This is a genomic window from Streptomyces sp. S.PNR 29, from assembly GCF_030386795.1.
Lineage (GTDB): Bacteria > Actinomycetota > Actinomycetes > Streptomycetales > Streptomycetaceae > Streptomyces.
The window spans coordinates 181,402-200,361 of record NZ_JANUQM010000013.1 but is presented as its reverse complement, the minus strand read 5'-3'; the positions used below and the strand labels follow the sequence as shown (position 1 = coordinate 200,361).

General features: G+C 70.7%; 18 protein-coding genes, 1 tRNA gene and 1 pseudogene. 11 read left to right on the top strand and 9 right to left on the bottom strand.

Translation table 11 applies throughout. The features are described from left to right. The first annotated feature begins 18 nt into the window (after positions 1-18). The 6 genes from tadA (at position 19) to NW895_RS31165 (ending at position 3,350) form a co-directional block, all read left to right on the top strand. A complete protein-coding gene (tadA, locus tag NW895_RS31190; protein ID WP_289939806.1) occupies positions 19-450 on the top strand; it encodes a tRNA adenosine(34) deaminase TadA in 432 nt (143 codons plus the stop codon). A 44-nt stretch (positions 451-494) separates the two neighbouring features. Continuing rightward, positions 495-579, top strand: a tRNA-Ser gene (locus NW895_RS31185). Positions 580-644: 65 nt separating this feature from the next. Beyond that, entirely contained in the window at positions 645-839 is a 195-nt protein-coding gene (locus NW895_RS31180; protein ID WP_289939930.1) for a hypothetical protein, read from the top strand. Continuing rightward, positions 839-1,132 carry a Dabb family protein gene (locus NW895_RS31175; RefSeq protein ID WP_289939805.1) on the top strand — a complete coding sequence of 98 codons (294 nt, stop codon included), beginning with the start codon at positions 839-841 and terminating at the stop codon, positions 1,130-1,132. The genes NW895_RS31180 and NW895_RS31175 overlap by 1 nt, the downstream gene beginning before the upstream one ends. Before the next feature lie 184 nt (positions 1,133-1,316). After that, a complete protein-coding gene (locus NW895_RS31170) occupies positions 1,317-2,177 on the top strand; it encodes an RNA polymerase sigma factor SigF (protein WP_289939921.1) in 861 nt (286 codons plus the stop codon). A 267-nt stretch (positions 2,178-2,444) separates the two neighbouring features. Continuing rightward, a complete protein-coding gene (locus NW895_RS31165) occupies positions 2,445-3,350 on the top strand; it encodes an RNA polymerase sigma factor SigF (protein WP_289939803.1) in 906 nt (301 codons plus the stop codon). A gap of 152 nt (positions 3,351-3,502) precedes the next feature. Here the strand turns inward: NW895_RS31165 and NW895_RS31160 are convergent, their stop codons facing one another. Next, positions 3,503-3,700, bottom strand: coding sequence for a hypothetical protein (locus NW895_RS31160; RefSeq protein ID WP_289939802.1), 198 nt, complete (start codon positions 3,698-3,700; stop codon positions 3,503-3,505). A gap of 193 nt (positions 3,701-3,893) precedes the next feature. Between NW895_RS31160 and NW895_RS31155 the strand changes: the two genes are divergently transcribed. From NW895_RS31155 to NW895_RS31145, 3 genes are all read left to right on the top strand, one after another. Continuing rightward, a complete protein-coding gene (locus NW895_RS31155) occupies positions 3,894-4,388 on the top strand; it encodes a MarR family transcriptional regulator (RefSeq protein ID WP_289939801.1) in 495 nt (164 codons plus the stop codon). Between the two features lie 13 nt (positions 4,389-4,401). Next, a complete protein-coding gene (locus NW895_RS31150; protein ID WP_289939800.1) occupies positions 4,402-6,924 on the top strand; it encodes an MFS transporter in 2,523 nt (840 codons plus the stop codon). Between the two features lie 68 nt (positions 6,925-6,992). Then, entirely contained in the window at positions 6,993-7,814 is an 822-nt protein-coding gene (locus tag NW895_RS31145; RefSeq protein ID WP_289939799.1) for a YceI family protein, read from the top strand. Here the strand turns inward: NW895_RS31145 and NW895_RS31140 are convergent. Beyond that, the gene (locus tag NW895_RS31140) at positions 7,797-8,498 is read right to left on the bottom strand and encodes a GAF and ANTAR domain-containing protein (protein WP_289939798.1); all 702 of its coding nucleotides are present in this window, start codon (positions 8,496-8,498) and stop codon (positions 7,797-7,799) included. The genes NW895_RS31145 and NW895_RS31140 overlap by 18 nt on opposite strands. A 28-nt stretch (positions 8,499-8,526) precedes the next feature. Then, positions 8,527-9,264, bottom strand: a complete 738-nt coding sequence (locus NW895_RS31135; RefSeq protein WP_289939797.1) for a GAF and ANTAR domain-containing protein — start codon at positions 9,262-9,264, stop codon at positions 8,527-8,529. 220 nt (positions 9,265-9,484) lie between these two features. Between NW895_RS31135 and NW895_RS31130 the strand changes: the two genes are divergently transcribed. Both NW895_RS31130 and NW895_RS31125 read left to right on the top strand, forming a co-directional pair. After that, positions 9,485-9,838 carry an STAS domain-containing protein gene (locus NW895_RS31130; RefSeq protein ID WP_289939796.1) on the top strand — a complete coding sequence of 118 codons (354 nt, stop codon included), beginning with the start codon at positions 9,485-9,487 and terminating at the stop codon, positions 9,836-9,838. A gap of 29 nt (positions 9,839-9,867) precedes the next feature. After that, on the top strand, positions 9,868-10,332 hold the full coding sequence (locus tag NW895_RS31125) for a PPOX class F420-dependent oxidoreductase (RefSeq protein ID WP_289939795.1): 465 nt from the start codon (positions 9,868-9,870) through the stop codon (positions 10,330-10,332). Between the two features lie 22 nt (positions 10,333-10,354). On the opposite strand, the gene NW895_RS31120 is transcribed toward NW895_RS31125, so the two are convergent. The 6 genes and pseudogenes from NW895_RS31120 to NW895_RS31095 form a co-directional block, all read right to left on the bottom strand. Beyond that, positions 10,355-11,104 carry a TetR/AcrR family transcriptional regulator gene (locus tag NW895_RS31120; RefSeq protein WP_289939794.1) on the bottom strand — a complete coding sequence of 250 codons (750 nt, stop codon included), beginning with the start codon at positions 11,102-11,104 and terminating at the stop codon, positions 10,355-10,357. Positions 11,105-11,234: 130 nt separating this feature from the next. Beyond that, complete coding sequence (locus NW895_RS31115; RefSeq protein ID WP_289939793.1) at positions 11,235-12,713, bottom strand: MFS transporter; 1,479 nt, start codon at positions 12,711-12,713, stop codon at positions 11,235-11,237. Between the two features lie 95 nt (positions 12,714-12,808). Further along, positions 12,809-14,971 (bottom strand): glycosyltransferase family 39 protein, encoded by a 2,163-nt coding sequence (locus NW895_RS31110; RefSeq protein ID WP_289939920.1) that lies wholly within the window; start codon positions 14,969-14,971, stop codon positions 12,809-12,811. A gap of 321 nt (positions 14,972-15,292) precedes the next feature. After that, positions 15,293-16,459 (bottom strand): annotated as a pseudogene (locus NW895_RS31105) (bifunctional glycosyltransferase family 2/GtrA family protein); the annotation flags it as partial. A 14-nt stretch (positions 16,460-16,473) separates the two neighbouring features. Then, positions 16,474-18,069: a HAMP domain-containing sensor histidine kinase gene (locus NW895_RS31100; RefSeq protein ID WP_289939792.1), complete on the bottom strand. Its 1,596-nt coding sequence runs from the start codon at positions 18,067-18,069 to the stop codon at positions 16,474-16,476. Continuing rightward, complete coding sequence (locus NW895_RS31095) at positions 18,066-18,806, bottom strand: response regulator transcription factor (protein ID WP_289939790.1); 741 nt, start codon at positions 18,804-18,806, stop codon at positions 18,066-18,068. Before NW895_RS31095 ends, NW895_RS31100 begins: the two co-directional genes overlap by 4 nt. Between the last annotated feature and the right edge of the window lie 154 nt (positions 18,807-18,960).

Here is an 18,960-nt window from a genome sequence, read left to right as displayed (position 1 = left end):
GACCGCTGGCGGGCCGCGATGCGACTCGCCCTGGACGAGGCCTACAGGGCCGTCCGGGGCGGGGACGTCCCCGTCGGGGCCGTCGTGCTGTCCGCGGACGGTACGGCCGTGCTCGGCGCAGGACACAACGAACGCGAGGCCACCGGCGACCCGACGGCGCATGCCGAGGTCCTCGCGATCCGCCGGGCCGCCGCCGAACTCGGCCAGTGGCGACTCGCCGGCTGCACCCTCGTCGTCACCCTGGAACCCTGCACGATGTGCGCGGGCGCGATCGTGCAGTCCCGCGTCGACCGGGTCGTCTACGGCGCCCGCGACGAGAAGGCGGGCGCGGCCGGCTCCCTCTGGGACGTCGTACGCGACCGGCGGCTCAATCACCGCCCCGAGGTGATCGAGGGCGTGCTCGCCGGGGAGTGCGCCCGGCTGCTCACCGACTTCTTCCGCTCCCGCTGAAACGGATTTCGAACCACGCCGCACCTTGCTGTAAGGTCTCCCTCGGTAGCGTGTCCGAGCGGCCGAAGGAGCTCGCCTCGAAAGCGAGTGTGGCGCAAGTCACCGAGGGTTCAAATCCCTCCGCTACCGCTTCAGAAGGGCCCCGTCGTCAGACGGGGCCCTTCGTGCGATCATGTGCGCGCCATGAGACAGCAGTGACAGGGGAGGCCGCGATGGCGGTGAACGCCAAGAAGATCGCCGTCTATGTACTCGTGGTCTTCGCGCTGTACGTAGTCATCACGGACCCGGCCAAGGCGGCCGACTACGTCCAGATAGGGTTCGAGGGCATATCGGACGCCGCCAAGGCCCTCGGCGACTTCGCGACGTGGGTCGCCAACGGAGGAAAGTGATGATCCGGCACCTGGTCCTCTTCAAGCTCGACGAGGGCGTCGAGCGCGACGACCCGCGCGTGGTGAAGGGTGTCGAGGCCTTCCGCGCGCTCGACGGCAAGATCCCCGAGATCCGCTTCTGGGAACTCGGCTGGAACATCAGCGACCGGCCCATCGCCTACGACTTCGCCATCAACTCCGGATTCGACGACCCCGCGGCCCTGCGCCGGTACGTGGAACACCCGGACCACCAAGCGGGCGTCGCGCTGTGGCGGGAGTTCGCCACGTGGGTGATCGCCGACTACGAGTACTGACGACGCGTACTGACGACGGGCACCGACCACGAGTACGCAACTACTCAGCACCTGGAGCCCCCCGCCGGAGCGGCGGGGGGCTCTTCGTCATCCTATGCCCCACAATTTCCCTAACACGGCGTTATGCGGTGCTTGCACACAGTCGACATATTTTGTGATGCTATGAACGCCTTTGACGGACGGACTGACGAATGAGTTGACGGATGAAGAGGTGGCGTTGACCGTGTCGGCCAGTACTGCGCCACCCCAGGACGAGGTCCCCGTCCCGGACACCCAGAAGCGCCGTAGCGCCGACACCCGCGCCCTCACGCAGGTGCTCTTCGCCGAACTCAAGGAACTCCAGCCCGGCACGCCGGAGCACGACCGGGTGCGCGGGGCGCTGATCGAGGCCAACCTCCCGCTCGTGCGCTACGCGGCCGCCCGCTTCCGCTCCCGCAACGAGCCGATGGAGGACGTCGTCCAGGTCGGCACCATCGGGCTCATCAACGCCATCGACCGCTTCGACCCGGACCGGGGCGTGCAGTTCCCGACCTTCGCGATGCCGACCGTCGTGGGCGAGATCAAGCGGTATTTCCGGGACAACGTCCGCACCGTCCACGTACCGCGCCGGCTGCACGAGCTGTGGGTGCAGGTCAACAGCGCCACCGAGGACCTGACCACCGCCTACGGGCGCTCACCGACGACCGCCGAGATCGCCGAGCGGCTGCGCATCTCCGAGGAGGAGGTGCTGTCCTGCATCGAGGCCGGGCGGTCCTACCACGCCACCTCGCTGGAGGCCGCCCAGGAGGGCGACGGGCTGCCCGGACTGCTGGACCGGCTCGGCTACGAGGATCCGGCCCTGGACCGGGTCGAGCACCGGGACCTCGTCCGCCACCTGCTCGTCCAACTGCCCGAACGCGAGCAGAGAATCCTGCTGTTGCGCTACTACAGCAATCTCACCCAGTCGCAAATCAGTGCGGAACTCGGCGTCTCACAGATGCACGTTTCGAGGCTACTCGCCCGTAGCTTCCAGCGGCTGCGATCCGCGAACCGGATCGACGCGTAACCGCAAACAGGAGCGAGGCGTAACCGGCACGAGCGAATCGCTCACCAGGGATGTTCCCGACAGTTTCGCGCCGAAATACCGTCAGACCCGCTGTTTCCAGGGCTGATTAGCGTCTCGCATGTCGACATGTCACTACAGCGTGTTGCCGACATGTGACATTCTGCCGGAAGCGCGTTTGCCGAGGCTTCGGCTCCGGTATTCAGGTGAGGGCTGCGTTCCTCGGTGGAAGCGTCAGCCGCGACCGTCCCGCGACCCAAAGGGGGTGGCATGTCCGCAGAACAGGGCAGCTCGAAGGTGCTCACGCTCCCCGAGAGCGACACCGCGCCCAATGCGCTCGACGCGCTCGACGACGTCACGGGTGACGTCACGGGCATCGAGGCCGCGCCCGCCCCGGTCCTCCCGGCCCCGGGCGCCATCGACACCCGCACCCTGTCCCGCTCCCTGTTCCTGCGGCTCGCCGCGCTCGACGAGGACAGCCCCGAGCGTGCCTACGTCCGGGACACCCTGATCGAGCTCAACCTCCCGCTGGTGCGCTACGCCGCCGCCCGCTTCCGCTCCCGCAACGAGCCGATGGAGGACATCGTCCAGGTCGGCACCATCGGCCTGATCAAGGCGATCGACCGCTTCGACTGCGAACGGGGCGTGGAGTTCCCGACGTTCGCGATGCCGACCGTGGTCGGCGAGATCAAGCGGTTCTTCCGCGACACCTCGTGGTCGGTGCGCGTGCCGCGCCGGCTGCAGGAGCTGCGCCTGGCGCTGACCAAGGCCAGCGACGAGCTCTCCCAGAAGCTGGACCGCTCCCCGACGGTCACCGAACTCGCCTCCGTGCTGGGCGTCTCCGAGGAGGACGTCGTCGACGGCCTCGCGGTCGGCAACGCCTACACCGCCTCCTCGCTGGACTCCCCGGCCCCGGAGGACGACGGCGGCGAGGGCTCGCTGGCGGACCGGCTGGGCTACGAGGACACGGCGCTGGAGGGCGTGGAGTACCGCGAGTCCCTCAAGCCGCTGCTGGCCAAACTGCCGCCCCGCGAGCGGCGCATCATCATGCTGCGCTTCTTCGCCAACATGACCCAGTCGCAGATCGGCGAGGAGGTCGGCATCTCGCAGATGCACGTCTCCCGGCTGCTGACCCGCACGCTGGCGCAGCTGCGTGAGGGACTCATCTCGGACTGACGACCGAGGTACGTCCGCGGGCCCGCGTGGGCCGACGGTCAACTCATGGCCGCCGAGGCGCCGTCACGGTCGCGTCGGCGGCCGTTGTCGTGCGGTGGCCGCTGACGTGCGGCGGCCCTGTCGTGCGGCGGCCGCTGTCGGGGCCGGCCGGCTCAGCCGAACGCCAGCCAGGCCACGGCCGCGACGACCGCCACGGCGGCGACGATGCCCACGATCAGGCCGATGCGGGGTCCCGCCGGGGCGGGGGCCTGCCGCCGGGACTGCGGGGCGCCCTCGTCGACGAACGCGCGGAACATCTGGGTGCTGCCAGCGGGGTCGTAGTTGCCCTGGGGGCCCTGGGTGTTAGCCATGCCCCGAGACACTAGCGAATCCGGGGGTGCGGCCCAAGTGGGGGGCCGCACGGCCACTCAGCCGGGCCCACCAGCACGTTTACTGTCGCAATACTTGCCTTTGCCAAGTTTTTATGCCGCACCCACCCCTTTTATTTGCCTGCAGCAACCAACCGCTTCTATGGTTGCCCTAAGCAACAAACAGGGAGGTGTGATGGCGAAGAAGGCGCAGTACGAGGAGCTGGCCCGTCAGTTCAGCGCCTTCGGTGCCGTGAAGCGGGAGATGGGCCGGGTCATGCCGTCCGACTGCCCGAGCGGCTCCGCCGCCGTACTGACGCTTCTCGGCCGCTACGGCGACATGCGCATGAGCAAGCTCGCGGAGTTGCTCGCCGTGGACATGTCGGTCACCAGCCGCCATGTCGCCCACGTCGCCGAGCGGGGCTGGATCGAACGGTCCCCCGACCCGGCGGACAAGCGCTCACGCATCCTGCGCCTGACGCCCGCCGGCCGGGCACAGCTGGACGAGCTGTCCCTGCGGATCACGCAGCTGCTCGCCGACCGCCTGGGCGAATGGAGCGACGAGGACCTCGCCCGGCTCACCACGCTCATGGCCCGGCTGCGCGACAGCTTCGGCGACTGCCGTACCGCCCCGCCCCGGCTGCCACCTCCCGCGCTCGAAGCGACCACCCGTACACCCGCAAGCACGTAAGAAAAGGAAGCCCATGGCAACGACCACACCAGCCGGTGTGCGGGCTCATGCCAAGCACGGGGGAGGATCCTCCGACGGCGCTCCGATGACGCACCGGCAGATCATGGAGGCACTCTCCGGGCTGCTGCTCGGCATGTTCGTGGCGATCCTGTCGTCCACGATCGTCTCCAACGCACTGCCGGAGATCATCGGTGACCTGGGCGGCGGCCAGTCCGCCTACACCTGGGTGGTCACGGCGGCCCTGCTGTCGATGACCGCGGCCACTCCCCTGTGGGGCAAGCTCGCCGACCTCTACAGCAAGAAGGCGCTCGTCCAGACGGCGCTCGTCATCTACGTCGTCGCCTCGGCGGCGGCCGGCCTGTCGCAGAACCCCGGCATGCTGATCGCCTGCCGCGTGGTGCAGGGCATAGGCGTGGGCGGTCTGTCCGCGCTGGCGCAGATCGTCATGGCCGCGATGATCTCCCCGCGGGAACGCGGGCGTTACTCCGGCTACCTGGGCGCCACGTTCGCCGTCGCCACCGTCGGCGGTCCGCTGCTCGGCGGTGTCATCACCGACACCTCGTGGCTGGGCTGGCGCTGGTGCTTCTACGTCGGTGTGCCCTTCGCGGTCATCGCGCTGATCGTGCTGCAGAAGACCCTGCACCTGCCGGTCGTGAAGCGGGACGTGAAGGTCGACTGGGGCGGTGCCTTCTTCATCTCCGCCGCGGTCTCGCTGCTGCTGATCTGGGTCACCTTCGCCGGTGACAAGTACGACTGGCTGTCCTGGCAGACGTACGCCATGGTGGGCGGCTCGATCGTGCTCGGTGCGCTGTTCGTCCTCGTCGAGGCGAAGGCGAGCGAGCCGATCATCCCGCTGCGGCTGTTCCGCAACCGCACCATCACGCTGGCGTCGCTCGCCTCGATGTTCGTGGGCGTCGCGATGTTCACCGGCACGGTGTTCTTCAGCCAGTACTTCCAGCTGGCGCGCGACAAGTCCCCGACGATGTCCGGCGTCATGACGATCCCGATGATCGGCGGCCTGTTCGTCTCCTCCACCGTCTCCGGGCAGTTCATCACCCGCACCGGCCGCTGGAAGGCGTGGCTGGTCAGCGGCGGTGTGCTGGTGACGGCCGGGCTGGGCCTGCTGGGCACCATCCGGTACGACACCGACTACTGGAGGATGGCGGTCTTCATGGCCCTGCTGGGCCTGGGCATCGGCATGATGATGCAGAACCTGGTGCTGTGCACGCAGAACCAGGTGGCGCCCACCGACCTCGGTTCGGCCAGCTCCACGGTCACCTTCTTCCGGTCCCTCGGCGGTGCGGTCGGCGTCTCCGCGCTCGGCGCGGTCATGGCCCACCGGATCACCGACTACGCCAAGGACGGCCTGGCCGGCCTGGGCCCGAAGTACGCCTCCGCCGCCTCCGGTGCCGCCTCCTCCGGCGACAGCATCCCGGACATGGACAAGCTGCCGGCCCCGCTGCGCACGGTCATGGAGAGCGCCTACGGCCACGGCATCGCCGACGTCTTCCTGATCGCCGGCGTCCTGGCGGCGGTCGCCTTCCTGATCACGCTGTTCATCAAGGAGGTCCCGCTGAGGACCAAGGGCGCGCTGGCGCAGGCCGCGGAGTCCACGGCCGATGCCGGGGCCCCGGCGACCGCCGAGGCTCCCGCCCCCGCCTCGGAGCAGGTCCCGGGCCGGTCGGTGGCCTCCGAGACGGAGGCCGCCCCCGAAACCGCTCAGCAGCTCGCCGCCGTCGCCACCCTCGCCCGGCCCGAGGAGCGGGCCTCCGGCGGCGGGGTCCCGGTGCGCGGATTCGTGCGCGGCGCCGAGAGCGCGCCCGTGCCGCGGGCCGCCGTCACGCTGATCTCGCTGGCGGGACGTCAGCTGGGCCGGTCGGTCGCGCAGGCCGACGGTGCCTACGCGGTGGACGCGCCGGGCACGGGATCGTACGTGCTGATCGCCTCCGCCGACGGCTTCCAGCCGCAGGCGTCCACGATCGTCGTGAACGGCGAGCCGGTGACGTACGACATCCTGCTCAGCGGCACCAGCGGACTGAGCGGTGTCGTGCGGGCCGCGCAGAGCGCGCTGCCCGTGAAGGACGCCATGGTCATCGTGACCGATGTGCGCGGAGACCTGCTGGCCAGCGGGACCACCGGTGAGCAGGGCGAGTTCTCCTTCGCCGAGCTGGTGCCGGGCACGATGACCGTCGCGGTGAACGCCGCCGGGTACCGGCCGCGCGCCCTGCCCGTCGAGGTGGGCGGCGCCGGCGTCACCCGGATCGAGGTCGGCCTCGACGCGGGCGCCCACGTCCAGGGCGTCGTCAAGGCACCGCACGGGCCCCTCGCCGACGCCCGCGTGACGCTGGTCGACGCGGCCGGCAACGTGGTCGGCACGGCGACGACCGGCGAGGACGGGGCGTACGCCTTCACCGACCTGGACGGCGGCGAGTACACCGTCATCGCCACGGGCTACCCGCCCCGGGCGACCCCGGTGACCGTCTCCGGCAGCGGTGTCGACGACCACGACATCGAACTCGCCCACCCCGGCGAGTAGTTCCGACCCGGCCCGTGGCGGTGTACCCCGCTGCCACGGGCCGGTCCGTTGTTGAGGAGTTACGTGAGATGGGACTGACCGCGAGGATCCGCACCCGGGACGGATGGGCCGTGTCGCACGCCGTCGTCACGGTGACCGACATGACCGGCGCCCAGGTGCTGCGGGCCGAGGCGGACGCCGAGGGCGCCGTACGGGACCCGAACCCGCTGGCGCCGGGGGCGTACACCGTCATCGTCACGGCCGTCGGGTACGCGCCCGCCGCCTCCAGCGCGATCGTCACCGCGAGCGGGCGGGCCGAGGTCGGGACGGTGACGCTGGCCCGGCAGGGCGGCACCGAACTGCCGCCGCCCGGGCCGTGGACCATCGACCCGGCCCACTCCAGCGTCGCCGCCGTGGCCCAGCATCTGGGGATCTCCAGCGTGCACGGGCGGTTCACGGACTTCGCCGGCACGATCGAGATCGCGCCGGACGACGTCACCAAGTCCCGGGTGGAGGCGGTGATCCGGGCCGCGTCGATCGACACCGGCAACGGCATGCGGGACACGCACCTGAGGTCCGAGGACTTCCTGGACGTCGAGCGGCACCCCCGGATCACCTACCGGTCCACGGGCGTGACGGCCACCGGCTCCGACCGCTGGACCGTGCACGGTGAGCTGACCCTGCACGGCGTCGTCCGCCCCGTCGACCTGGACCTGGCCTACCTCGGCACCGGCCCGGACCCCTGGGGCGGCACCCGGGCCGCGTTCCGCGCGACGACCGAACTCAGGCGCGAGGACTTCGCGATGAACTACAACCAGGTGCTCCAGGCCGGTATCGCGGCCATCGGCACCACGCTCAAGGTGGAGCTGGACGTCCAGGCCGTGCGGGGCGAGTCACTGCCGGCGGTGTGAGGCACCGCCGCTCACTCTCGCCACCAGGTCGCTGCACAGGTCCCGCAGCTTGACGTTGGTGTGCTGCGAGGCGCGGCGCAGCCGCTCCAGCGCGTGCTGGGCGTCGATGCGCTCGCGGGCCATGAGGATGCCGATGGCCTGGTCGATGACGCTGCGGGAGAGCAGGGCGGTGCGCACGTCGGCCGTCGACTGCCGTTGCTCCTCGAAGCGCAGGGCCGTGTTGACCGCGTCCGCGGCCCGGTCCGCGAACACCCGGGCCACCTCCCGCTGTTCGCCCAGCGCCTGGGGTTCGAGGCCGTAGAAGTTGATGGCGGCACCCGTCCCGCCCTCGACGGCGAGCGGCAGCGCCAGCACACAGCGCACACCGCAGGAGAGCGCGTACGCCGTGTAGGTGGGCCAGCGGGTCTCCGCGACCAGGTCGGGGACGTACTGCTCGTCGCCCGTCTCGGCGGCCGCCACGCAGGGCCCCGAGCCGTTCTCGTACTGACGCTGGTCCAGGCCGCTCGGCAGTCCCCTGCTGCCCGCCAGGGTCAGCAGCCGTTCGGCGCGGCGCACGGTGATGCTGCACGCGGCCGTACTGGCCACCTGTTGCACCGCGCGGTCGGTCAGATCGCTCAGCAGCGTGTCCAGGCCGCTGCTGCGCGCGATGGCGGTCTCCAGCGTGTCGGGGGTCTCGGGACTCATGACCGTACGGGTATCCCGGCAACGCTCGTTAACGCCCCGCCCCACCTGTGGTGTCGTTCGCATCGACGATGCGGCGGGCGAGGTCGCGCAGCTTGACGTTCTCCCGCTGCGAGGCCCGTACCAGGCTTTCGAAGGCGCCCGCGGCGTCGATGTTCAGTCGCTCCATCAGGATGCCGGTGGCCTGGCCGATGAGGTCCCGGGTGCGCATCGCCTCGGTGAGCTGCTCGCGCGTGGTCGCCGAGTCCAGGGCGATGCTGACGTGCGCGGTGAACAGCCGGCCGATCCGGGTCGCGGCGTCGTCGAAGGCGCGCGGCTTGCTGGCGTAGGCGGTGAGCACGGTGATACGGCGGCGGTCGGCGCGCAGCCGCAGCGACAGCGCCGAGCGCAGCCCGAGCGCGGACAGGGCGTCGGCACCCCCGTCGGCCTCGCTGTCCTCGATCCGCACCACCGGCGAGCTCCACAGCCGGTCCCAGTGCGGATGCGGCTCGCGGCCCTGCTGGTGGGCCTCGGCGGAGCGCACGACCTCGTCGGTCCAGGCCAGCGTACGGGGGCGGTTGCTGCGCTCGATCACCGAGACACCGGCGTGTTCGGCCCCCGGCATGAGGTGCACCGCCAGCTGGACCGCGGTGCGCAGGGTGCCGTGCGGGGTGGGCGTCTCGTGCAGTTGCTGAGCCGCCTCCGTCAGAGCTTCGGCCAGGTCGAAGCCGCCCGCGAAACGGGGCAAATCAGAAAACTCGGACGCAGCCACCACGAACCTCTTCGGCATGCACGGCTGATGAGGCCGTGCGCAGGAGAGCTCCGCAGCACATTCCTGACTGCGAGCACAGGACGGACAGCACTCTAACTGCTCGGTTGCGTCGAAGTGACGTCCGGCCGACGCTCCACCAGGGCGCCTTTCGCAGCCGGGCGTCGGCGTGGTGGAATGGCCAGCGGGTCAGGAAGCGGCCTTGCCGGAATCCGGACGAACGTCTGTCAGGTGAATGCCAGTGACCTTCCTCCCGAATCCGTGCGAGCCGCGCGACCTGCCCGGCTGCACCCTCGTCGCGCTTCCGCCGGAAATCGACTTCTGCAACGCCACCGAACTGCTGACCCTCATCATGTCCGCGGCCGACGCCCGCGCCGAGCGGCTGCGGGTGCTGGTCCTGGACCTCACCGGCACCCGCTTCATGGACTCCCAGGGCGTCCGCCTCATCAACGACGTACGCCACCGGCTGCCTCCCAGCGCCCGGGTCCGGGTGGTGGCGGAACCGGACGGTGTGGCGAGCCGCGTCCTGGAACTGACCGGCCTGCGCCGTGACGTGCCCGTGTTCGACAACCTGACGGAGGCCCTTCAGCCGTAGCGGCCGAAACCCGTCCTAGGCTGGCCTCCATGGCACCCAACATCGCGACCAACACGCGCGTCTCGCTCGACGAACTGCTGGACTTCGTACGCCCCCGCCACCACGCCATCCTGCTCACCCGGCGGGCCGACGGCAGCCCCCAGGGGTCGCCGCTGACCTGCGGCGTCGACGACTCGGGCCGGATCGTGGTCTCCACGTACCCGGAACGGGCCAAGACCCGCAACGCCAGGCGGGACCCGCGGGTCAGCATCATCGTGCTGAGCGACGACTGGAACGGCCCCTGGGTCCAGGTCGACGGCACGGCCGAGGTCGTCGACTCGCCCGACTCCGTGGAGCCGCTGGTGGAGTACTACCGCAACATCGCCGGGGAGCATCCCGACTGGGACGAGTACCGCCAGGCCATGGTGAAGCAGGGCAAGTCGATCATCCGGATCACGCCGGAGCGGTGGGGGCCGGTGGCCACCGGTGGCTTCCCGGCGCGGCTGGTGGAGTGAGAACTGCGGACAGGGCTCCGGGTCAGCCGCGGGCCACCATCGCCTCGATGCCCGCCACCAGCAGATCCAGCGCGAACTCGAAGTCCCGGTCCATCATCTCCGCCACCGTCTCGCCACCACGGGCCTCCATGATCTCCACCGACTCCTGGATGACCTCGGTGGCGTCCGGTGCCCGGGTCACCGTGCTCACGGAGTGCCGGAAGTACTCGTCGGGGGTCATGCCGGCCTCCGCGACGCGGGCGGCGAAGTGGCCCTCGATGGTGCCGTAGCCGTACACGAACTGGAAGACGGCGGAGATGGCGCCGGTCAGTCCGTGCACGGGCAGGCCGGTCTTGCGGATGACCTGCTGGACGACGCGGGAGAAGGCCAGGCTCTTCGGGCCGATGTTGAGGAAACGCCCGGCCAGCGGCGACAGCCAGGGATGGCGCACCAGCAGGGCACGGTACTCCCGCGCCAGCATGCGCAGCTGGTCGCGCCAGTCCTCGTCGGCCTCCGGGTCGGGCAGGCGCAGCTCACCGCCGACGGCGTCGAGGGCGAGTTCGAGGAGGTCGTCCTTGGTGTCGACGTACCAGTAGACGGACATCGCCGTGACGTTCAGCTCCGCGGCGAGCCGGCGCATGGAGAACTTGGCCAGCCCCTCGGCGTCCAGCAGCCGGACGGTCACCTCGGTGATCCGCTCCCGGTCCAGCCCGGACGGCTGCCCACCACCACGCCCGCCACGGCGCGCCTTGCCCTCCAGCCAGACACTGGTCCGCGCGGCTGCTTTCGCCATGGGCACCTTCCTCGACGTCCTGTCCACTGGTCACGATGCTAAGCAGCAACGTCCCTCAAGGGGCGCGGGGAACTGCGCGACCAGCCACCATGGACCCTCAGCCGCGGAACAGCCCATGCCACCCGAGCCCCTAGGCGACCGCCACCTCCGACTCTGCCCGCTCCGCCCTGCGCAACAACGCCGCCGCGACCAACCCGCCCAGCAGCACCGCCAGCGCCCCCACCAACTGACTGGTCTCCAGCCCGGAGGCGAACGCGTCGGTGATACGCGCCCGCTCCCGAGCCGACCCCGCCACCGCCAAAGCCTCCGGCAGGGAACCCGCCGCCACCGCAACGAGCGCCGCGAACCGGGAGTTCAGCACGGCCCCGAGCACCGCCACCCCGAGCCCCAGCCCGAACTCGTTCAGGGTGCCGTTGACGCCCGCGCCCACGCCCGCCTTCTCCGGCGGGATCGCACTCATGACGGCGTTGGCCATGGCCGGCATGGCGAAGGCCACGCCGACGCCCATGATGATCAGCCCGGCCAGCATTCCGCCGTACCCGTCGCCGCCGGACACCGCGACCGCCGCGAGCCCCGCCGCCAGGCACGTCATGCCGGACGCGATGGTCAGCGGCGTGCCGAGCCTGGGCAGGAGACGGGCGCCGGTCCCGGTGAGGTTGAGCGCGACGATGGTCAGCGCGAACGGCGCGGTACGCAGCCCCGCCTCCAACGGGCCGTAGCCGAGGACGAACTGCAGGTGCTGCGTGAGCAGGAAGAGCGAACCGGCCATCCCGAACGCGACGAGGATCGCGCCCGCGACGGCGCCCGTGAACCTGCGGTTGCGGAAGAAGTGCATGTCCAGCATGGGGTGAGGGATGCGCAGCTCCCATGTCACGAACACGGCCATGACGACGACGCCGATCGCGGCGGAGACGAGCGTGGGCCCGGAGGTCCAGCCCTCGTCGGGACCGGAGATGATCGCGTAGACGATGCCCGTCATGCCGATGGTGGAGAGCAGCGCGCCGAGCAGGTCGGGCCGGTCGCCCTGCGGGTTCCTGGACTCGGGGACGAGGGCGACCACGGCGATCAGGCCGATGACCGCGACCGGGATGTTGATCAGGAAGATCGCTCCCCACCAGAAGTGGTCGAGCATCACGCCGCCGATCAGCGGCCCGGCGGCGAAGCCCAGCGAGTTGACCGTGGCCCACAGGCCGATCGCCTTCACACGTTCGGTCTCGTCGAAGATCTGCACCACGACGGCGAGCGTGGTGGTCGCCAGCAGCGCGCCGCCGACGCCCATGCCGGCGCGGGCCGCGATCAACTGGCCGGTGGAGTCGGCCAGTCCGGCCACCAGTGAGCCCACGCCGAACAGGACCAGGCCCGCGAGCAGCATCTTCTTGCGGCCGTAGCGGTCGGCGGCGCTGCCCGCGGTGAGCAGCAGACCGGACTGCACGAGCGAATAGGCGTTGATCATCCACTGGATGTCGGAGGTGCGCGCGTCCAGCTCACGGGTGAGCGAGGGGATGGCCACGTTCAGAACGGTGTTGTCGAGCAGCACGGTGAGCTGGGCGAGGCAGATGACACCGAGGATCAGCCAGCGCTGGGGGTGGCCCTGTGGGGACGTCGTCATGCCATACACCGTAGAACAGTTCCCATACACCGTACAATTGCCCGACGAGAGAGGGCGGTGGCATTGCGCCACCGCCCTCTGTCGTCGGAGAACCGTCAGTCGCTCGCCTTCTGCGTGAGGTCGTAGAAGGTGGCCGAACCGACCGTGACCTTCTTGAAGTTGGCCTCGACCCAGGAGGTGATCTGCGACGACGTGCCGTTGCTGCCGCCGCCCATGCCGCCGCCTCCCGCACCACTGGCGATGAAGTAGTGGATCTCGCCCGCCGCCACGTACTGCTTGAACTGGGCCGGCGTCGGGGACGGGTCCGTGCCGTTGAAGCCGCCGACGGCCATCACGGGCTCACCGGTGGACAGTTGGTAGCTCGCGGCGTTCTGGGCGCCGATGGCCGCGGCGGCCCAGGTGTACTGGTCCGCGTCGGCCTCCAGCAGCTTCTTGGCCTCGGCGGAGACGCTGGCGCCGTTGAGCAGACCGCCCATACCGCCACCGCCACCGTCCGTCCGGCCGCCCTGCTGGTTCTGCTGCCCCTGCTGGTTCTGGCCACCGCCCGGGAAGCCGCCGGTCGGAGGCCGGCCCAGCTGACCGTTCTGGCCAGTCTGACCGTTCTGCTGGCCCTGCTGGCCCTGCTGGCCCTGCTGGTTCTGGCCGCCGGGGAAGCCGCCCCCGTCGGGGCCGCCGCGCATGCCGCCGCCCGGGCCGCCGCGACCGCCCGCGACAGCGGGACCGGCCGTGACGATCGAGCCGGTGTGGCCCTCGTTCAGCGTGGTGAGGGTGTACGCCGCAGGACCGGCCAGCGCGGCGACGCAGCTCAGGCCCACGACACCCATGGTCAGCCGGCGCCCGAGCCGGCTCACGAAGACCAGGCCCAGCGCGGCGACGAGACCGCCGACGAGCACGACCCACTTCAGCCAGGGGTAGTAGTCGGAGGAACGGTTGAGCAGGACGTACCCCCACGCCGCGGTCGCCGTCATCGCGCCCGCCAGCGTCAGCGACGCCCAGACCCTGCCCCGCTCCTCCCACAGCACGGCCGCGCCCATGCCGACCAGCGGCGCGATGTAGGGCGCGAGGGCCACGGTGTAGTACTCGTGGAAGATGCCCTGCATGAAGCTGAAGATCACCACGGTGATCAGCAGCGACCCGCCCCACAGGAGGAAGGCGGCGCGGGCGGTGTCGGTGCGCCTGGCCTTCCGCGTCATCCACAGGGCGGCCACGAGCAGGATCAGCGCGGCCGGGATCAGCCAGGAGATCTGGCCGCCGATGCTGGCGCTGAACATCCGGTCCCAGCCGGTCTCGCCCCAGTTGCCACCACTGTTGCCGCCACCGCCGCCGACGCTGCCGGTCTCGTTGCCGTTGATGCGGCCGAGGCCGTTGTAGCCGAAGGTCAGCTCCAGGAAGGAGTTGTTCTGCGAGCCGCCGATGTACGGGCGCGAGGACGCCGGCCACAGCTCGACGATCGCGACCCACCAGCCGCCGGCGACGACCATCGCGAGCCCGGCGAGCAGCACCTGGCCGATGCGCCTGCCCAGACCGGTCGGTGCGAGGACCACGTACACCAGGGCGAGGACCGGCAGGATCAGGAAGGCCTGCAGGGTCTTGACCAGGAACGCGAAGCCGATGGCGACACCGGCCCACACCAGCCACTTCGTCTGCGCCTTCTCCAGGGCGCGCAGCGTGCAGTAGACCGCGGTGGCCATCAGCAGCGCGAGGGCCGCGTCCGGGTTGTTGAAGCGGAACATCAGCGCGGCGACGGGCGTGAGCGCGAGGACCGCCATGGTGATGAAGCCCGCCGCGGCAGTGAACCGGCGCCGGACGGCCGCGTACAGCACGGCGGCCGTGGCCACGGCCATCAGTACCTGCGGGAACAGGATCGCGAAGGAGTTCAGGCCGAGGAGCCGGACCGACAGGGCCATCGGCCACAGCGAGGCCGGGGGCTTGTCGACGGTGATCGCGTCGGCCGCGTCCAGCGAGCCGAAGAAGAACGCCTTCCAGGACTGGCTGCCCGCCTGCACGGCCGCCGAGTAGAAGGAGTTGGCGTACCCGGAGGCGGTGAGGTTCCACGTGTACAGCGCGCCGATCACCAGCAGTGCGGCGAGGAACGCCGGGCGCACCCAGCGGGGGTCCTCGGGCCTGCCGCGCCACAGTCTCCGCAGGAAGGGCTGCTTGGGTTCGCCGGCCTCGGGAGATGTTGCGGGGGGTGGGTCCCAGGTCGCCGAGGTACTCGTGTCGCCCTGGTGGGTCGTCTGGTCGAAGTGAAGTGTCATCGGGAGTTCCTCGGGTCGGTGTCGGTCGGGCGCACCGGCTGCAACTGCACGGTGGCGTCCCCCCCAGGTGGTGCGGTCCGCGGCGGCACCGGCGCGGAACTGGGTCGTCCGGTACGGGCTCTGGGGCCCCGTGGCGTACGGGTGGGCCGTCGGGCGCTGCGGCAGCGGACCGTAGGAGACGGGCTGCGTGGAGCAGGTGGGCGAGGACGGGGGGTACGCGGCCCCGGCCGTCGGCTCCTCGTGGCCGTCGCGCCGGTCGGGGAACACCCACGCCCGGAAGAGCAGGAAGCGCAGCACCGTGGCGGCGAGGTTGGCGGCGATGAGCACCGCCAGCTCGGTGGAGTGCGCGGGGTCGGAGGTCGCCGCGTTCAGGGCGGCGAGCGAACCGCTGGTGAGGGCCAGTCCGATGCCGAAGACGACCAGGCCCTGCGCCTGGTGCCGCACGGCGCCGCTCCGGCCGCGCACCCCGAACGTCAGCCGCCGGTTGGCCGCCGTGTTGGCGATCGCCGAGACCAGCAGGGCGAGCGCGTTGGCGAGCTGCGAGCCGCCGAACTGCCGGAAGAGGCTGTACAGCGCCAGGTAGAAGAGGGTGGACAGACCGCCGACCACGAGGAAGCCGACGAGCTGGCGGGCCAGGCCCCCCGGTACGTCCTTGATCTCGCGGTCCCGCGGGTCGTCGCCGAACGGCCGGGCGAGCCGGTCCAGCGGCAGCGCCCCGGTGGCAAGGGCCCTGCCCACCCGCCACACGCCCTTCAGGTCGTCGGTCGCCGTCTTCACGATGTGCACGGTGGAGTCCGGGTCGTCGACCCAGTCGACGGGGACTTCGTGGATACGGAGTCCCGCGCGTTCGGCGAGCACCAGCATCTCGGTGTCGAAGAACCAGCCGGTGTCCTCGATGAGGGGCAGCAGCACCTGCGCCACGTCCCGGCGGATGGCCTTGAAGCCGCACTGGGCGTCCGAGAAGCGGGCCTGGAGCGAGCCGCGCAGGATGAGGTTGTAGGAGCGGCTGATGAACTCCCGCTTGGCGCCGCGCACCACCCGCGAGCTACGGGCGAGCCGGGAGCCGATCGCGAGGTCCGAGTGGCCGGAGATCAGCGGGGCGACCAGCGGGAGCAGGGCGTTGAGGTCGGTGGACAGGTCCACGTCCATGTAGGCGAGGACCGGGGCGTTGGAGGCGGACCAGACGGTCCGCAGCGCCCGGCCGCGGCCCTTCTGCTCCAGCCGGAAGGACCGGACCTCCGCGATCTCCGCTTCCAGCCGCGCGGCCACCTGCGGGGTGGTGTCCGTGGACGCGTTGTCCGCGATCGTGATGCGGAACGCGTACGGGAACGTGCGGGCGAGGTGCTCGTGCAGTCTGCGGACGCACGGCTGGAGGTCCTTCTCCTCGTTGTAGACGGGGATCACTACGTCCAGGACAGGCGTACCGGCTCCTGCGGCCGGGAGGTGCTCCCGCGCCGGCAGGGTGCCGGGAGAAGAGTCGGTTCGCATGGAACCGACTCTCCTCAGGCGCCCTGTTGCACCCGTGTGGTGGCGCTGTGCTGTGCCTGTGAGTGCGCATGCCAGCTCATGTCGGGGGCCGGCTGCGGCGCGAGCGCGGGCAGGTGCACGGTGAAGACCGTACGACCGGGCACGCTGTCGACGGTCACGGCACCGCCGTGCGCGGCCGCCACGGCCTGCACGATGGCCAGGCCAAGACCGGTCGAGCCGGTCGACCGGGAACGTGCGGAGTCGCCCCGCGCGAACCGCTCGAAGACGTGCGGGAGCAGGTCGGGCGGGATGCCCTGGCCGTTGTCCTCGACGTCCACGCACAGCCACGGTCCGCGCCGCTGGACGCGTGCGGTGACCGTCGTGCCGGGCGGGGTGTGGTTGCGGGCGTTGCCCAGCAGGTTCACCAGGACCTGTTGCAGCCGTGCCGCGTCCGCCGACACCAGCGCCGGTTCGTCGGGCAGGTCGAGCCGCCAGTTGTGGTCCATGCCGGCCGCGCGGGCGTCGCTGACGGTGTCCACGACGAGCGGTACGAGGTCGGTCTGCTCGAACTGCAGCGGCCGCCCGGCGTCGAGACGCGCGAGCAGCAGCAGGTCCTCGACGAGGAGGGTCATCCGGCCGGCCTCGGACTCGATCCGGCCGAGTGCGTGCCGGGTGTCGGGACCGACCTGTTCGCGTCCGCGTCTGGTCAGCTCGGCGTACCCGCGGATGGAGGCGAGGGGGGTCCTGAGCTCATGGCTGGCGTCGGCGACGAACTGCCGTACCCGCATCTCGCTCTGCTGCCGTGCGTGCAGCGCCCCGTGCACATGGTCCAGCATCCGGTTGAGCGCGGCGCCGACCTGGCCGACCTCGGTGTGCGGGTCGGTCTCGGACTCGGGCACGCGCTCGCTGAGGTTCACCTCGCCGGTGTGCAGGGGGAGTTCGGAGACCCGGGTGGCGGTGGCGGCGACGCGGCGCAGGGGACGGGTGGCCACGCCGACCAGCACGTAACCGGCGATGACGGCGGCGCCGAGGCCCGCGGCGGTGACGCTGACCTCGACCAGGATCAGGGTGTTGATGGTGTTGGTGACGTCCGAGGTCGGTACGGCGACGTAGAAGCTGCCGTTGGGGCCCGTCTTGAACTCGACGCGGTACTCGCCGAGGCCGGGGATGTCGACGGTCCGACGGGCCCCGTCGACCTGCGGCACGGTGGAGAGCGCGGCGAGCTGGGCGGAGCCGAGCGCCACAGCGCGCATGTCCAGGTCGTCCTGCTTCACGCCGCGCCGGGACTCGGTGATCTTGCCGTTCTCCACCTTGGCGGCGATCGTCCCCCCGCTCGGCTGCGGCCCCCTGGTGACGAACTCGGCGAGGTCGATGTCCTTCGGCTGGAACTGCACGCCGTTCCCGGCCTTGCCGGGCTTGTCCGGGGGCCCCGAGGCCCGCATCGCCACCTCGTCCAGCTTGCCGTCCAGCTGGTCGTACAGATGCGACCGCAGCGCCAGCGTCGTCACCGTGCCGATCACCGAGCACACCACGGCGATCAGCACCACGGACGCGACGACGAGCCGCGTCCGCAGGGTGCGCGGCTTGCCCGCTCGCGTCTTCTGCGTACGCGGCCGTCGTCGTCCGCTCATGACGCCGCGGGCTTGATCAGGTAACCGGCGCCACGGCGGGTGTGGATCATCGGCTCGCGCCCGGCGTCGATCTTCCGCCGCAGGTAGGAGATGTACAGCTCGACGACGTTGGCCTGTCCGCCGAAGTCGTACGACCACACCCGGTCCAGGATCTGCGCCTTGCTGAGCACGCGCCGGGGATTGCGCATGAGGAAGCGCAGCAGCTCGAACTCGGTGGCCGTCAGGTGGATCGACTCCCCGGCCCGGGTGACCTCGTGGCTGTCCTCGTCGAGGGTGAGATCGCCGACGATCAGCATGGAGTCGGAGCGGCGGTCGGCGGCACCGGAGCGGCGGATCAGTCCGCGCAGCCGCGCGACGACCTCCTCCAGGCTGAACGGCTTGGTGACGTAGTCGTCGCCGCCCGCGGTCAGCCCGGCGATCCGGTCCTCGACCGCGTCCTTGGCGGTCAGGAACAGCACCGGCACGTCGGGCAGCTCGCGGCGCAGCCGTCCGAGGACGGTCAGGCCGTCCATGTCGGGCAGCATCATGTCCAGTACGACGGCGTCGGGCCGGAACTCGCGCGCGCTCTGGATCGCGCCGGTCCCGTCACCCGCGCTGCGGATCTGCCAGCCCTCGTAGCGCAGGGCCATGGACAGCAGTTCGGTGATCGACAGCTCGTCGTCCACCACAAGCACCCGGACGGGGCTCCCGTCCGGCCTCAGCAGTTCGGTGCGCCCCTGGGGCGAGGTCGTGGTCATGATGAACACGATGTCGGGGGGGTCTGAGAGCGCCCTTTCGGGAACCTGTGAATACTCTGAGAAACACACAGGTGTCTCTCAGGGCACACCTGGGACCGACCGGTAAGCGACCGATCAGCCCGGTAAGGGACCGGTCAGGGACCGGTCAGGGACC

Bases quoted from the DNA above. Each gene is read 5' to 3' on its own strand.
- tadA (WP_289939806.1), top strand. From the start codon at position 19: ATGCGACTCGCCCTGGACGAGGCCTACAGGGCCGTCCGGGGCGGGGAC.
- NW895_RS31175 (WP_289939805.1), top strand. From the start codon at position 839: ATGATCCGGCACCTGGTCCTCTTCAAGCTCGACGAGGGCGTCGAGCGC.
- NW895_RS31165 (WP_289939803.1), top strand. From the start codon at position 2,445: ATGTCCGCAGAACAGGGCAGCTCGAAGGTGCTCACGCTCCCCGAGAGC.
- NW895_RS31160 (WP_289939802.1), bottom strand. From the start codon at position 3,700: ATGGCTAACACCCAGGGCCCCCAGGGCAACTACGACCCCGCTGGCAGC.
- NW895_RS31155 (WP_289939801.1), top strand. From the start codon at position 3,894: ATGGCGAAGAAGGCGCAGTACGAGGAGCTGGCCCGTCAGTTCAGCGCC.
- NW895_RS31150 (WP_289939800.1), top strand. From the start codon at position 4,402: ATGGCAACGACCACACCAGCCGGTGTGCGGGCTCATGCCAAGCACGGG.
- NW895_RS31145 (WP_289939799.1), top strand. From the start codon at position 6,993: ATGGGACTGACCGCGAGGATCCGCACCCGGGACGGATGGGCCGTGTCG.
- NW895_RS31140 (WP_289939798.1), bottom strand. From the start codon at position 8,498: ATGAGTCCCGAGACCCCCGACACGCTGGAGACCGCCATCGCGCGCAGC.
- NW895_RS31135 (WP_289939797.1), bottom strand. From the start codon at position 9,264: ATGCCGAAGAGGTTCGTGGTGGCTGCGTCCGAGTTTTCTGATTTGCCC.
- NW895_RS31125 (WP_289939795.1), top strand. From the start codon at position 9,868: ATGGCACCCAACATCGCGACCAACACGCGCGTCTCGCTCGACGAACTG.
- NW895_RS31120 (WP_289939794.1), bottom strand. From the start codon at position 11,104: ATGGCGAAAGCAGCCGCGCGGACCAGTGTCTGGCTGGAGGGCAAGGCG.
- NW895_RS31115 (WP_289939793.1), bottom strand. From the start codon at position 12,713: ATGACGACGTCCCCACAGGGCCACCCCCAGCGCTGGCTGATCCTCGGT.
- NW895_RS31110 (WP_289939920.1), bottom strand. From the start codon at position 14,971: ATGACACTTCACTTCGACCAGACGACCCACCAGGGCGACACGAGTACC.
- NW895_RS31100 (WP_289939792.1), bottom strand. From the start codon at position 18,069: ATGAGCGGACGACGACGGCCGCGTACGCAGAAGACGCGAGCGGGCAAG.
- NW895_RS31095 (WP_289939790.1), bottom strand. From the start codon at position 18,806: ATGACCACGACCTCGCCCCAGGGGCGCACCGAACTGCTGAGGCCGGAC.